Here is a 15161-nt window from a genome sequence, read left to right on the forward strand (position 1 = left end):
ACAATGTCTATAATCGTAATGAGTGTTAATGCTGGCAGCACTTCTTTGAAATTTCAAGTTTTTCAAATGCCAGAAGAAATCGTTTTAGCGTCAGGAAATATTGAACGAATCGGTATGGAAGATTCTATTTTCGGAATCAAATTGAAAGGAAAATCTGAAAAAATTAGTAAAGTTTTACCAATCAAAGATCACAGTGTAGCCGTTGAAGAATTAATGAATGCGTTGATCGAGCATAAAATCGTAAATAGTCTAGCCGATATCAAAGCTGTAGGTCATCGTGTTGTCCATGGTGGTGAATACTTTTCACATTCTGTTCCAGTGGATGAATGGTCGGAAAGTAAAGTGGAAGAATTATGTGAGTTAGCACCACTTCATAATCCGGGTGCATTGGTTGGTTTGCGCTCATTACGAAAAGCATTGCCAAATGCAGAACATTGTTTCTCATTTGATACGGCTTTCTTCCAGACCATGCCGGAAGAAAACTTTATTTATCCAATTCCTTATGAATATTATGAAAAAGACCATATTCGTCGATATGGTGCCCATGGTATTTCGCATGAATATTTAACGAAACGATTGGCCGAAATCGAAGGAAAACCAGTGGATCAAATGAATATCATTACGTGTCACTTAGGTGGTGGTGCAAGTATTGTTGCCGTACGTAATGGAAAAGCATTTAAAGTATCGATGGGATTTACGCCATTAGGCGGTATTATGATGGGTACTCGTTGTGGTGATATCGACCCAGCTATCGTTGTTTATTTGATGCGAAAATATCATTATACGGCCGAAGAATTAGATACGATCTTGAATAAGAAATCTGGTTTATTAGGTGTCAGTGGCATTTCGAGTGATATGCGCGATGTCATCGAGGCCAGTGCACAAGGAAATCCACGTGCTATTTTAACTTTCTCGATTTATGTGTCTCGTGTTGTTGAACAAATTGCTGGTTATTATGGCTTGATGGGTGGAGCTGATGCCATTGTATTTAGTGCAGGTGTTGGTGAAAACAATGATATCATCCGTCAAGAAGTATGTGATCGTTTGAAATGTATGGGAGTAAAAGTACCAGCCGATAATAACTTCTATATTCGTGGGGAAGAAGCTAAATTAAGTTCGGATGATTCGAAAGTGGATGTATGGCTAATTCCAACCAATGAAGAATTAGTCATTGCTCGCGACGCATATAAGATCTATACCAATGGTAAATAAGATTCTTCAAGCGATTGATGCCCACGATAAAATTGCACTTTTTCGACATGAATATCCGGATATGGATGCGATTGGTTCCCAATTGGGATTCAAAACCATTATTGAAACACAATACCCAAAAAAAGATGTACGTGCTTTTGGGGGGATGAGTGAAGCAGCTAGTCATTTTGTCAATGATATGGATCATGCCCAAGATGATTGGTTTGATGGTGCGCTTGCGATCATTTTAGATACGTCCAATGCAGCTCGAGTGGATGATCAACGATATCAATTGGCTTCGGCATCGATTCGTATTGACCATCACGTACCAGTGGAGCATTTTTGTGATATCGAATATATTGATGAAAAAGCAACGGCCACTTGTGAACTATTAGCTTTGGGATTGGATGCTCTACATATTTCGATTCCAAAGTCTGCCGCACAAATGTTGTATAGTGGGTTGATTGCGGATTCTATTCGTTTTACGATTGGAACGGTACGACCAGAAACCATGAAAGCGGCTGGTTATCTGATTGGTCAAGGTGTGGATGTCATTCAATGTGAAGAAGATAATTTTGCGACAAATTATTCCGATTATGCCTATGAAACAAAAGTTCGCGAAAAAGCAACACGTGAAGGAAATGCTTTCGTTGCCATTATGGAACCTGAAGATTATGCACCTTTGACGTTTTCTCAAGCCAAAGAAAAAGTGTATGTCTTATCTGGTATACGAGAAATCACATGTTGGGGATTATTTACCCGAATGGAAGATGGCATACATTATGCTGCTTCTTTACGTTCCAAAAGGAAAGATGTACGTCAAATTGCGACAGCCTTTCATGGCGGTGGTCATGTGTGTGCAGCCGGGATAAAAAATTTAACACGTGAACAAGTAGATGAAATCGTCAAACAATTAAAACAACTCAGTTTAGAATAGGGCACCTTGTGTGCCCCTTTTTTGAAAAGTGCTTGCCAAATAAAGGGAAAGATTGTAAGATTAAATGGCACATTGGGGTATAGCCAAGCGGTAAGGCAGCAGACTCTGAATCTGCCATTTCACTGGTTCGAATCCAGTTACCCCAGCCACAATACAATAAACCGAGTCAGAAGGCTCGGTATTTTTTATAAAGGAGTTCTTATGTTTGAAATCAATACATGGATACAAAAAGGCATTACGATATTGATCATTCTTATTGTTGGATGGATTGTTTCACGTTTTGTAAAATCATTGATCTTGCGTTTGATTGGTAAAAGCCCAGATCAAGGAGCAGTTACTTTTTTAGCTTCGGCAGCCTCTTTATTGATCAAGATCATGGTCATTGTTATGATCTTAGAACAATTAGGGGTCAATTCCAATGTGATCGTTGGTGCTTTTTCAGCTTGTACCTTAGGTATTTCCTTAGCCTTACGATCGAATATGGCCGATGTAGCGGGTGGTATGCAAATCATTTTTACACGTCCTTTTTTAGTTGGTGATTTTGTGAAAGTTTTGGATCATGAAGGAACCATTCAACGCATTGAAATTATGTATACTGTGATGGAAACTGTTAGTCATACCGAAGTTATCATTCCAAATTCCAAATTGGTTGAGAATACGATCACGAATTATTCAAAAGATGGAAAGGTTTTTATTCATATTCCCATGACATTAAGTGCAGGCGTGGATACAGAAAAAGTCCAAGCAACGTTTTATCAAGTGATGCGAGAAGATCCAGATGTGATTCAAAATGAAGAGATGGATGTTCGAATCGATAGCTTAGAATCTGGTTTTCGTTTAGGAATTTATTGTGCCGTGCATAGTGATCGGTATCCAAAAGCAGAAGCCGATTTGAAAAAACGATTACAGGAAGCTCGCATCAAAGCGGAAATTAATTTACCAAGTCAAACTGTTATCGTTCATGGACAAGTGAATTAATTTATTTTACAATACCCTTAATAGGGAGAGCTATATGGAAATCATTGATTTTATTGTCCTAGTGGTTTTGGCAGCCATTGCCGTTGTATTCTGTTTGTTACCTACAACAGTCCAACAATGGTTTGCAGCCCATCTATCGTTTGGACATTTTGGAATTCGTACAATCAAACGACGACATGATCAGACAGATACATTGGGAAATTTTATATTATTTTTATGTCTCGTTTTTTGTTGCTTGTATTGGAAGATTCCCCAGTATTTTCTACTTCTGTATACCATTCTTTTCGGCATAAGTTTTTTGATTTTAATGAGTCAGACTTATCGTATTAGTCAAACATATTCCAAGAAGAAACAAATTTCATTGATTTTAGCCATATTTACAATGTGTGCCATTGCCTATTGTAGTGCGATTGGTCTTTTGAACGGACATCAAATCATGAAAGATTTACCGGTCTTTCTTCAATCTCTTCAAAAAAACGAAACTTCTTCTTTTTTCTATTATGTTCGCCATTATGAATGGGTGTCCGTTATTTTATCGGGCCTAGTGATGTTTTATACATTTTATTTGGTCTGGGCACAATTTAAATATATGCGTTTAGAAAATAGCTTTAAAGCGGATAATATGATCTTTTTTTGGATCAAAGTGATTTTTGTATCTATTCTTTCGATTGGACTCGGTTATGGTGGATATAGAATCATTGCGTTAGCTTATTATTTGTAAGGAAGTGAAAAGATGAATAAAAAATTAGATGCATTGCGTCAGGAAATGAAAAAGGAAAATATACAAGCTTATATTGTTCCAACTAGTGATGATCATGATACCGAGTACGTTTGTTCTCATTTTATGTCGCGTTCCTATCTTTCCGGTTTTACGGGAAGTGCCGGTACTCTTGTGGTTGGTCTTGATCAAGCGGCTCTTTGGACAGATGGTCGTTATTTTATTCAAGCGAAAGATCAATTGGCTGGTTCTGGCATTGATTTGATGAAAATGGGTGTGGAAGGTACGCCTTCCATTTCATCATATATTGTGGATCATTTGTCTTCAGGCAGTGTGGTTGGCTTTGATGGTCGCTTATTTAGCGAAGCAATGGTCGAAATCTATGAAGAAGCGTTTGATAAGAAGGATTTGATCCTGAAAACAGATTTAGATCTAGTGGATCGCATTTGGAAGGATCGTCCTGTTTTACCGCATACATCGACTTTTCATTTTGAGAAGCAATATGCAGGCAAGACAATGGTTGAAAAAATAGCGGCTGTTCGAGATATTCTTTCAGCTGATCATTTAATGATCACCAAAGTGGATCAAGTGGCTTGGCTATTTAATTTACGTGCTCATGATATTCCGTCTTTTCCTGTCGCTATGGCGTATGCGATTGTCAGTCAAGACAAGGCATCGATTTATATTGATGATTCTCGTCTAGATGCAACAAGTCGTGAACTTTTTGCGAAAAACCATGTTACCATTCGACCATATGATGCGATATATACAGATGTTCAAACATTAACTGGAACCGTATCGGTGGATCCATATACAATTAATTCCACTTTATATCGTTTTATTGAGGCCGATATTGAAGAAGAAGAAAATCCAATTGAATTAATGAAGGCTTGCAAAAACGAGGTAGAGATTGAACAAACCAAGCATGCACATTTAAAAGATGCGATTGCGATGACGCAATTTATGTATTGGTTAAAAACAAATGTTGGCAAAATACCAATGAGTGAAATGTCAGCAGCCCAAAAACTGCATGATCTTAGAGCATCACAAGCGGATTTTATCGAAGATAGCTTTGCGACCATTGCTGCTTATAAAGAACATGGTGCCATTGTCCATTATCAATCCAGTCCAGAGACGGATGTACCGTTGCAGCCAGAAGGATTGTTTATGGTTGATAGTGGTGGTCATTATTACCAAGGAACAACCGATATTACACGAACTTTTGTATTAGGTGAGATCACGGAGTATGAAAGAAAGTGTTTTACTTGGGCTTTGCAATGTCATATTCGTTTGGAACAAGCGACATGGCTCTATGGTTGTACGGGGGAACAATTGGATATGATTGCACGTCAACCATTATGGAAGCATTCTTTGGATTTTAAACACGGTACAGGTCATGGAGTGGGTCATGTCTTAAGTGTGCATGAAGGGCCGAATGTGATTCGTTGGCAACAAGCATATACTCCTTTTGAAGCGGGCATGATCACAAGTGATGAGCCGGGTATCTATATTGAAGGACAATTTGGTATTCGTCATGAAAACGAAGTGTTAGCTGTGAATTTAGACAAAAATGCGTATGGTCAATTTATGGGCTTTGAACCATTAACATGGGTTCCTTTCGATGTAGATGGATTGGATGTTGATGAAATGGAACCGGCTGAAGTGGCTTGGTTAAATGCCTATCATGCGAAAGTGTATGAAAAAGTGAGTCCGTATCTGAATGAACAACAACGACAATGGTTGGCGCATGCCTGTCGTCCATTGATTCGATGAAAGAGCGAATGATTCCTTCTTCGTGTCCCTATTGTGGACATACTTTTGAAATCAAACGGGATACCTTTGTGATTGCAGGTATGAATCCACAAATTGATCAAAGACTGGAAGAGGGAACGTATTTTACGCATCAATGTTCCCATTGTCATAAGCTTTACTATTTGGAACAACCTTTTTTGTATCGAGATCCAAAGAAGAAATACATTTTAGTTTTGTCCCAACAAAAACATATTGAGAATCTTCCACCGGATGAGGTAGTCATACATTGTCAGAATGCCTTACAATTTTTGTTTTGTTTTCGGGTGTTATCAAGGAATTTAAATGTACGTTTGGTTCTACAAAAAAAACAACAATTGGAACAGTATACGCATAAAAAAGCAATATTTGATACGTATGATGATCAATCGCATTGTCTTTGGTTTATTGTCGATGATCAGCCGATGGCGATACGATTGAAGAATACGGAAATCTATGATATTGTTAAGAAGTGTTGAAGTAATTTGAGAGGTTGAGAAACATGAAAATTTTGGTTACTGGTGGGGCCGGATATATTGGGTCTCATACGTGTGTAGAATTATTGAATGCGGGTTATGAAGTCGTCATTCTTGATAATTTATATAATTCTAATCGTAAAGCTGTGGATCGAATTGAACAAATCACAAATAAAAGTGTGATTTTTTATGAAATCGATATTACGGACAAAGAGGCTGTTCAAAGATTGTTTGATGAGCAAGATATTGATGGTGTCATTCATTTTGCAGGATTAAAAGCGGTTGGCGAATCGGTGCATAAACCTATTGAATATTATCATACCAATATTGAAGGTACTTTGATTCTTGTTGATCAAATGCAGAAACATCATGTGAAGAATTTAATTTTTTCTTCCAGTGCCACGGTTTATGGAGAACCGAAGGAAATGCCGATTACGGAAAACTGTCCAAAAGGTATGTGTACCAATCCATATGGTTGGACCAAGTGGATGTTGGAACAAGTATTGACAGATTTGCATACGGCCGATGCGGAATGGAATATCTTATTGTTACGTTATTTTAATCCAATTGGTGCTCATGAAAGTGGTTTGATTGGGGAAGATCCAAAAGGTATCCCAAATAACTTGTTGCCTTATGTGGCACAAGTGGCCATTGGAAAATTAAAAGAAGTGGGTGTTTTTGGCAATGATTATGATACACCAGATGGCACAGGCGTACGTGATTATATTCATGTTGTGGATCTAGCTCGCGGACATGTTGCGGCTTTAAATAAATTGTGGGAAAAACCCGGTGTCAAAGTGTATAACTTAGGTACAGGGAAAGGATATAGTGTATTGGATGTGATCCATGCTTTTGAAAAAGCTTGTGGTCATCCGATTCCATATGTTATTAAACCACGTCGTGATGGCGATATTGCCATGTGTTATTCAAATTGTGATTTGGCCAATAAAGAACTTGGTTGGCATGCACAATATGATCTGGATGATATGTGTCGTTCCAGTTGGAATTGGCAAACCAAAAATCCAAATGGATATAATGATTGATCGGGCAACCAATCTTTTTTTGCACAATAAAAAAAACGGCCGAAGCCGTTAAAATTTAACCAAATAAGATCGTGCCAACATAGGCAAGAATAGACATGGCAATTAAGAAAACCAGTCCATAAGGCAGAATCATTGATAATAATTTGGAATCTTGTCCTTTTGCGTTTACGCTGGATAGACCGATAGCCAAAGATTGTGGTGATAACATCTTTCCAGCTGCAACACCAAGGGAGTTTAGAGCAACCATCCAGTATGAATCAACATGAAGATGTTTGGCAGCATCCAGTTGTACAGCTCCAAATAAAACACCGGAATTGGTTCCCGAACCAGTGACAAAGGTTCCTAAAGCACCAATCCATGGGGCAAAGAGTGGATAGAAGCTTCCAGTTGCAGCAATTGCAAAGGATGAGATGGAAGCAATCATACCAGCATATCCCATGACTTTAGCACATCCCAATACACATAACATGGTGATCATTGTTTCCGACATTTGTTTAATGGTTGCTTTTAAAACTTTTCCCATGGTTTTCCAAGAGGCTTTTTGAATCAAACCGCCTAAAATAGCCGATAAGAAGATCCAAACACCAGGTGTATTGATCCACGAGAATGTTAATGTTGCTGCGTCTTTTCCTTGATAAATTTGTACTTGGCTGGAGAATCGAGCCAATGCTTCATGAATAGGCATAACTAGTGCACTTGTCAGCAACAAGAAAATAAAGATGAAAATAAAAGGTGACCAAGCACGAAAAGCTTTTTTTGCATCAATGGGTTCCGCTTTTTCCAATTGAATCTCGTAATCTGGATTTGTTGGTTTTTTAATGGCTAAAGCAATCGTTACAAGCAAGGAACAAACACTACCAACGACAACAGCTAATTCAGCTCCAACGAATTTGGCAACAATCAATTGGGGAATCACAAATGATAAGCCCGAAGCCAGGGTCAATCCAGTGACCCCTTTTAATGCTTTTACACCTTTTCCAGTAACGATGACAATCAAAAATGGACAAATTAACATGAATGGCGATAGCTGCAATGTTGTCATAAAGGATAGTCCGGTATTTTGTAAACCAACTAAATTCGCAAGGGTATTGGTAGGGATACCAATGGATCCGAATGGAGTTGGTGTTCCATTGGCAATTAAACAAACTAAACAAGAGAATAAAGGGCCAAAGCCTAAAGATACAAGCATAGAAGCGGGAATGGCGATGGCTGTTCCAAATCCGGCCATACCTTCCATAAAACCACCAAAGCACCAAGCAATCAACAAGACCAGAATTCGTTTATCATTGGATACGGATGTGATCATTTGTTTGATGATATCCATGCCTTTTGTTTCACAACATAAGTTATATGTAAATACGGCGGCGATGATGACTAAAATGATTGGCCATATAGCCATTAGAATGCCTTCCAGTGCGGCGCTGAATACGTAACCAGTTGGTGAATGCCAAAGAAAGATGGCCAAAACTAGGGAAATGACCAAGGAGCCAAATGCGGCTTTGAAGGTTGGTATTTTTAGTCCCATTAGAGCAACAGTTAACCAAATAATAGGTAATAAAGCTAAGATAAAATAGATAAATGACATAACCTTTCCCTCTCTATCGAATAAAGAATACCTTATTTTAGCGAGGTTGACTATTAAAAATTTAAAAAGTCCTTTGATATTTTCACAAATAATGTTAACTTAATTTTTAGAGAGGTTAACAATATGACAAATAAAGATTGGATACAATGTGCATTGATGGCAGCTATCATGGGATTATTAGCTCCTTTGGCGATTCCTTTAGCTGGTGGTGTACCTATTTCTTTAGCGACTTGTATCGTTATGCTTTGTGGTAGTCTTTTAGGATGGAAAAAAGGGGCATGGAGCGTATTGATTTATTTATTATTAGGATGTATTGGTATTCCCGTATTTGCAGGATATACCGCGGGCATTGGGCATATTTTAGGGCCTTCAGGTGGTTTTTTGATTGGATATTTGATCTTAGTCTTTGTAGTAGGTAAATGCAATCAAACTGTTTCTCGCTTGATTGTGGGGATGATCATTGGCAACGTATGTTTATATGCATTTGGGATTCTATGGTTTTTGATTGTTTCCCAAAGCACAATAATGGCTGCTTTGACATGGTGTGTTTTACCATTTATTCCTGGAGATGTTTGTAAGATGGTCGTCGTTGCCATCCTTAGTCCTATTTTGTGGAAGTCATTACCATTTTTGAATCGAAACTTCACCCGAGTGTAATATTTGAATTTGATCTTTGGTTTGAACGACCAATTGACCATCTTCATTGATATCAATGGCGATACCTGTTCTTGTTTCATTTTGCCATGTATAGGTAATGGTTTTTCCTATCAATAGAGATCTTGAACGATAGGCATCCATTAATTTTTTATCATTTAGATGTTGAATCCATTTCATTAAATGTTGCCAAATCAATGCAGAAAGATGATTACGATCGATTGTATCTACATTTAAGGAGCCGGCAATATGAGTAATTTCTTCGGGAAAGGTCATGGTCTTACAATTGATACCAATGCCTACAATAATGGATTCAATTTGTTGCATCTCAAAATTCGCAGTTGCTTCGGTAAGGATGCCACATACTTTTTGATGACCTACAAATAAATCATTGACCCATTTAATTTGACAAGAAACCGAGCTGATTTCTTCGATGGCTTCACATGTCGCAACTGCTGCGGCCAAGGTGATTTTCAAAACATTTTGAGTCAAAGCATAAGGTCTTAAAATGATTGATAAATAAAGTCCTGTATCGGCTGGAGAATAAAAGGAATGACCTTGTCTTCCTCGTCCAGCGGTTTGTTGGTTCGCAACGATCATCGTTCCTTCTTGTACTTCTTTTTCCATCAATAGACGTTTTGCATAGTTGTTTGTTGAATCGATGGAATCAAATACGATGACTGGTACATCAGGTATATAGTATTGAATACGTGCTGCATCGAGTGCATCTATATCTTTGATGAAATGATACCCAGCATGGGGTGTCGCTTCTATTTCATAGCCATCTTGTTTTAATGATTGAATGGCTTTCCATACGGCCGTTCGGCTAACGGCATATTTTTCACATAGTTGTTGTCCAGATAGGGTTTGTGATGGATTTGCGAGGAAATCCATCAAGATTTTTTGTTTTAATTTCATAGTATCAGGATATCATGTTTCAAAAATGTTTCAATATATTGAAAAATATTACATTTTGAGATAAAATAAACTACATTAAAGGGGATCAAAATATAGATGTAGCTTTTGAAATCTTAGGTGAGATTTGAAAGCAAAGGGGCTTCTCAAATCGGTATACAGATTTTGTATTCTTGAAATAAAAGAAGAGGCCAACAAATATGTTGGCCTTGCGTTTATTTTATCATGAAAATAAAATTAGATTTTTTAGAATTAAGGTGTAGACATGGCTGAAACAATTGAAAAAGATTTACTTTATCATGCCATTCGTTCTTTAACGACTCGGGCATTATTGGATCGATTATCTTGTGATCGTGAACAATTGTTTCAAAAGATGTCTTCTGCTGATTTTATGTTTATGGTTGTGGTGGTCAATCATCCAGGTCGTATGTATATCAATGACCTTGCTCAGCAAATGCAACTGCCAATTCGAAAGATATCGGAGATGGCACAAACATTGGCAGCACAAGATCTGATTCGTTGGGAATTTGAAGGAAATGGCGATCAAGGAACGTATGTTGTTCCTACGAAAATGGGGAAGAAAGCGACCCAGGATCAAATAGATATCTTAGAGGGATATTACACGAAAGTGATCCAACGCTATGGAAAAGATCGATTTAAGGGATTGGTAAAAAATCTCAATGAATTAGAATCGATCATGGCGAAAGGAATACTTGAATTGGAGGAAGAGAAATGAACGATAGCGATATATTAGAATATGCAGCAATGCAAGCACCGCATTGTATTGAAGAAAATTATATTTCGGATACATTGTTTCGGGAATATGGTGTATATCGTGGATTACGTGATGAAAATGGAAAAGGCGTATTAACAGGATTGACGCGTATTTCCGAATTAAATGGTTTTAAAAGTGTGCATGGACAGCGTGTTCCGATTGAAGGTGAGCTGTGGTATCGTGGATACCGTATTGGCAGCATTATTGATTCATTAGGAAAGAATGAATTGGGATTTGAGAAAGTGGCCTATTTATTGTTGTTTGGCCAAATGCCTTCGGATGCGCAATTGACGGAGTTTTCTGCTAAATTGGGAAAAAGTCGTCGCTTGCCAACCAATTTTACGCGTGATGTCTTAATGAAAGCACCAACCCATGACATTATGAATATGATGACTCGATCAATCTTGACATTATCGAGTTATGATGAAAACATTTTGGATGATTCCATTTCAAATAATATTCGTCAATGTATTGAATTGATTGCGGTTTTCCCTATGTTAGCTGTTTATAGTTATCATGCGGATAATCACTACAACAATATGCAGAGTATGTATATTCATCGTCCAAAACCAGAGTTATCAACAGCAGAGAACTTCTTGCGTATGTTACGTCCAGATAGTAAATATACACCATTGGAAGCTAAGGTTTTAGATACTTGTTTGTTGCTTCATATGGACCATGGTGGTGGTAATAACTCGACTTTCACAACGCGTGTGGTAACTTCGACAGGTGCCGATACATATGCAGCGGTGGCTGCGGGTATGTGTTCTTTAAAAGGGCCAAAGCATGGTGGTGCGAATATTCGTGTGATCAAAATGATGGATGATATTCGAGGCCATATATCGGATTGGAATGATCGTGATGAGATTCGTCATTATTTAAATGATATCTTGGATAAGAAAGCTTTTGATAAAAAAGGTTTGATTTATGGTATGGGTCATGCCGTTTATTCCATTAGTGATCCCCGTGAGATCATTTTAAAAGATTATGCCCAAAAATTAGCATCTGCAACAAATCGTGAGCAGGATATGTCCTTGTATCAAATCGTTGAAGAAGAAGCTTGTGATTTGATCAAAGAAAAACGTCATATCAAAACGGGTGTGAGTCCAAATGTCGATTTCTATTCTGGCTTTATCTATGAAATGCTTGGAATTCCAAGAGAATTGTATACACCATTGTTTGCGATTGCTCGTATTGTTGGTTGGTCAGCACATCGTCTGGAAGAAAAAATTGGACAAGGAAAGATCATTCGTCCAGCTTATCGTAGTATAATGGAACGTAAAGAGAAGTAGGTATCCATATGAAAATTTCAAGATTTATCAAAGTGTGTATGGCAGCTTGTTTAAGCATTGCCTTGGTTGCTTGTTCTTCAAGCTCTTCTAGTCGTTCTGTTTCCATTCCGGATACAAAAGACATTCAAAAAATCCAAGATCGTGGTGTTCTACGTGTGGGTGTTAAGAAATCTGTACCTGGTTTTAGTGAAAAGAAAGATGGTAAGTATCAAGGTTTAGAAGTTGATCTAGCTAAAAAGTTAGCTGATGATTTGGGTGTGAAAGTTCAATATACATCGGTTACAACAACGAGCCGTGAAACTTTATTAAAAAGTGGCAAGATTGACTGTGTAATAGCTACCTATACAATTACGAAAGAACGTAAAAAAGAATTTGATTTTTCAACGCCTTATTATATTTCCCATGTTTCTGTTTTAGTTGATGATGACAATATTAAGACTCTCAGTGATTTAAATGGGCGTACCATTGGTGTAGTTACAAATTCAAATAGTGCGAAAGATTTGGTGAAAGCCATGATTGATCAAGGCTTGATTAATGGAACTGGTTTTGATGAAGATAATTTTGATCCAACTACATGGACAACAGGCGTTAGTTTCCATGTGTATGATGACTATACGAAATGTGATGCTGCCTTAACAGCAGGTGATATTGATGGCATGAGTACAGATACGTCCATTTTAAAAGGGTATACAACTGGTTCTCGTCATTTGATTGATGCTGAATTTGCACCGCAAAAATATGGAATTGCGACGAAAAAAGATTCGGGCTTATCTGAATTTGTGAATAATGAAGTCAAGCAATGGAAAAAGGATGGAAGCATCAAGGCTTTAGAGAAATCGTATGACTTATAATACAATGTCCGTTGTTTAACGGACATTTTCTATTGAAAGCTGTTTCGGAATGTGTCATAATACACTTGTGAAGATTTTAACAAAATATGGAGGTAAAAAATGACAAAAAAAGTTGTATTGGCCAGTGCATGTCGTACCGCAATTGGTAAAATGGGTGGCGAATTAAGCTCTGTTCCTGCTGTGGATATGGGTGCTGCCGTTATTAAAGAAGCAGTAAAGCGTGCTGGATTGAAACCAGAAGATATCGAACACGTATATATGGGTAATGTTATTCAGGCTGGTTTGGGACAAAACCCAGCTCGTCAAGCTTCAATTAAAGCGGGTCTTCCTGTAACGACTCCAGCTGTTACAGTCAATGTTGTTTGTGGTTCTGGTTTGAACTGTGTAAATATGGCTGCACAAATGATCATTGCCGGTGATGCAGATGTTGTTGTTGCTGGTGGTATGGAAAACATGTCTCGTGGTCCTTATGTATTAAATCATGGCCGTTATGGTATGCGTATGAATACGCCAAAAGATGGTTTGGTTGATGCGATGGTTCATGATGCATTATGGGATGCATTCAATGATTATCATATGATGATCACGGCTGAAAACGTTGCAGAACAATGGCATTTAACACGTGAAGAATTAGATGAATTCTCTGCTCATTCACAAAATAAAGCTTGTGATGCACGTGATAATGGACGTTTTAAAGAAGAAATCGTACCATTGGAAGTAAATATGGGACGTAAAAAAGGTATCGTTACTATCGATACAGATGAAGGTCCACGTGAAGGACAAACACCAGAAGTTTTGGCTAAATTAAAATGCTGCTCTGGTAAGCCAGGTGGTGTTGTAACAGCTGGTAATGCATCGGGTATCAATGATGGTGCTGCTGCATTGGTTGTTATGAGTGAAGAAAAAGCTAAGGAATTAGGCGTTAAACCAATCGCTACTTGGGTAGCTGGTGCTTTAGGTGGTGTAGATCCATCCATCATGGGTGTTGGTCCTGTTGCCGCTACAAAGAAAGTCTTTGCGAAAACAGGCTTAACAATCGATGATTTCGATTTATATGAAGCCAATGAAGCATTTGCTGCACAATCTTGCGCAGTTGCTAAAGAATTGCACTTTGATCCAGAAAAATTGAATGTCAATGGTGGTGCGATTGCTCTTGGTCACCCAGTTGGAGCTTCTGGTGCACGTATCTTAGTTACATTATTGTATGCAATGAAACAAAGAAAAGCACATCGTGGTTTAGCTACATTGTGTATCGGTGGTGGTATGGGTTGTGCCACTGTTGTTGAAGCATACGAAGACTAATTCTATCATAGAGGAGCTTTTGAGCTCCTTTTTCTTTGGAGAAAAAATGATCAATACAGTAATATTTGATGTTGGCGGGGTCTTAGTTCATTTTGATCGTGACATTTATTTTTCAAAACGTGGGTATGAACCAGCGAAAGCCAAACAATTAACTCAAGCCGTGTTTGATCATCCAGCTTGGTTGGAATATGATTTAGGAAATTTGGATGATGTGACAATACGAAATCGATTTATGCAAGATGCACCAGAATTGGCAGACGATATTGAAAAGTCATTGATTCATCTTCATGGTGTCATATCGAAAAAAACATCCACGATTCCGTGGATACGATCGATTCAACAGATGGGACAGAAAGTCTATATTCTATCAAATATAGGGAAAACATGTGTTGCTGATAATCGGGATGCCCTGGATTTTGTTTCCATGGTCGATGGTTGTTTTTGGTCGTATGAACATCATGTCATCAAACCAGATCTAAAAGCTTTTCAAATGATGATGGATCAATTTCATATTGATCCAAAACAAGCTGTTTTTATTGATGATACAAAAAAGAATGTAGAAGCTGGTAAGCAATTTGGCTTGTATGGCTTATGGTATCAAGATCAAAGACAAGCAGAATCGGACTTAATGGCCATTCTAAAAGGGAATTGAAATA

At 37.9% G+C, this 15161-nt stretch carries 15 protein-coding genes and 1 tRNA gene; 14 read left to right on the top strand and 2 right to left on the bottom strand.

Features of this window, described 5'->3' with window-relative positions; genetic code table 11:
• Nucleotides 1–3 precede the first annotated feature (3 nt).
• The 8 genes from EDX97_RS09195 (at nt 4) to galE (ending at nt 7131) form a co-directional block, all read left to right on the top strand.
• The gene (locus EDX97_RS09195; RefSeq protein WP_128520865.1) at nt 4–1212 is read left to right on the top strand and encodes an acetate/propionate family kinase; all 1209 of its coding nucleotides are present in this window, start codon (nt 4–6) and stop codon (nt 1210–1212) included.
• Nucleotides 1202–2128: a DHH family phosphoesterase gene (locus EDX97_RS09200; protein ID WP_128520866.1), complete on the top strand. Its 927-nt coding sequence runs from the start codon at nt 1202–1204 to the stop codon at nt 2126–2128. Before EDX97_RS09195 ends, EDX97_RS09200 begins: the two co-directional genes overlap by 11 nt.
• A gap of 73 nt (nt 2129–2201) precedes the next feature.
• Nucleotides 2202–2277: transfer RNA gene (locus tag EDX97_RS09205), tRNA-Gln, on the top strand.
• A 52-nt stretch (nt 2278–2329) separates the two neighbouring features.
• A complete protein-coding gene (locus EDX97_RS09210; protein ID WP_128520867.1) occupies nt 2330–3106 on the top strand; it encodes a mechanosensitive ion channel family protein in 777 nt (258 codons plus the stop codon).
• Nucleotides 3107–3140: 34 nt separating this feature from the next.
• A complete protein-coding gene (locus tag EDX97_RS09215; RefSeq protein WP_128520868.1) occupies nt 3141–3827 on the top strand; it encodes a hypothetical protein in 687 nt (228 codons plus the stop codon).
• Nucleotides 3828–3839: 12 nt separating this feature from the next.
• A complete protein-coding gene (locus tag EDX97_RS09220) occupies nt 3840–5597 on the top strand; it encodes an aminopeptidase P family protein (protein ID WP_128520869.1) in 1758 nt (585 codons plus the stop codon).
• Nucleotides 5594–6091, top strand: a complete 498-nt coding sequence (locus tag EDX97_RS09225) for a CpXC domain-containing protein (protein ID WP_183164331.1) — start codon at nt 5594–5596, stop codon at nt 6089–6091. The genes EDX97_RS09220 and EDX97_RS09225 overlap by 4 nt, the downstream gene beginning before the upstream one ends.
• 23 nt (nt 6092–6114) lie before the next feature.
• Nucleotides 6115–7131 carry a UDP-glucose 4-epimerase GalE gene (galE, locus tag EDX97_RS09230; protein ID WP_128520871.1) on the top strand — a complete coding sequence of 339 codons (1017 nt, stop codon included), beginning with the start codon at nt 6115–6117 and terminating at the stop codon, nt 7129–7131.
• Nucleotides 7132–7186: 55 nt separating this feature from the next.
• On the opposite strand, the gene EDX97_RS09235 is transcribed toward galE, so the two are convergent.
• Nucleotides 7187–8716: an L-lactate permease gene (locus EDX97_RS09235; RefSeq protein ID WP_128520872.1), complete on the bottom strand. Its 1530-nt coding sequence runs from the start codon at nt 8714–8716 to the stop codon at nt 7187–7189.
• A gap of 123 nt (nt 8717–8839) precedes the next feature.
• Between EDX97_RS09235 and EDX97_RS09240 the strand changes: the two genes are divergently transcribed.
• The gene (locus EDX97_RS09240; RefSeq protein WP_128520873.1) at nt 8840–9373 is read left to right on the top strand and encodes a biotin transporter BioY; all 534 of its coding nucleotides are present in this window, start codon (nt 8840–8842) and stop codon (nt 9371–9373) included.
• On the opposite strand, the gene EDX97_RS09245 is transcribed toward EDX97_RS09240, so the two are convergent.
• On the bottom strand, nt 9338–10288 hold the full coding sequence (locus EDX97_RS09245; protein WP_128520874.1) for a biotin--[acetyl-CoA-carboxylase] ligase: 951 nt from the start codon (nt 10286–10288) through the stop codon (nt 9338–9340). The two genes, EDX97_RS09240 and EDX97_RS09245, sit on opposite strands and share 36 nt — an antisense overlap.
• A gap of 262 nt (nt 10289–10550) precedes the next feature.
• Between EDX97_RS09245 and EDX97_RS09250 the strand changes: the two genes are divergently transcribed.
• From EDX97_RS09250 to EDX97_RS09270, 5 genes are all read left to right on the top strand, one after another.
• The gene (locus EDX97_RS09250; RefSeq protein WP_128520875.1) at nt 10551–11021 is read left to right on the top strand and encodes a hypothetical protein; all 471 of its coding nucleotides are present in this window, start codon (nt 10551–10553) and stop codon (nt 11019–11021) included.
• A complete protein-coding gene (locus EDX97_RS09255; protein ID WP_128520876.1) occupies nt 11018–12352 on the top strand; it encodes a citrate synthase in 1335 nt (444 codons plus the stop codon). The genes EDX97_RS09250 and EDX97_RS09255 overlap by 4 nt, the downstream gene beginning before the upstream one ends.
• Before the next feature lie 8 nt (nt 12353–12360).
• Nucleotides 12361–13203 (top strand): transporter substrate-binding domain-containing protein, encoded by an 843-nt coding sequence (locus EDX97_RS09260; RefSeq protein WP_128520877.1) that lies wholly within the window; start codon nt 12361–12363, stop codon nt 13201–13203.
• A gap of 99 nt (nt 13204–13302) precedes the next feature.
• Complete coding sequence (locus tag EDX97_RS09265; RefSeq protein ID WP_128520878.1) at nt 13303–14505, top strand: acetyl-CoA C-acetyltransferase; 1203 nt, start codon at nt 13303–13305, stop codon at nt 14503–14505.
• A 46-nt stretch (nt 14506–14551) separates the two neighbouring features.
• Nucleotides 14552–15157, top strand: a complete 606-nt coding sequence (locus tag EDX97_RS09270; protein WP_128520879.1) for an HAD family hydrolase — start codon at nt 14552–14554, stop codon at nt 15155–15157.
• The last annotated feature ends 4 nt before the right edge of the window (nt 15158–15161 follow it).

The organism is Absicoccus porci (assembly GCF_003725415.1).
GTDB lineage: Bacteria > Bacillota_I > Bacilli_A > Erysipelotrichales > Erysipelotrichaceae > Absicoccus > Absicoccus porci.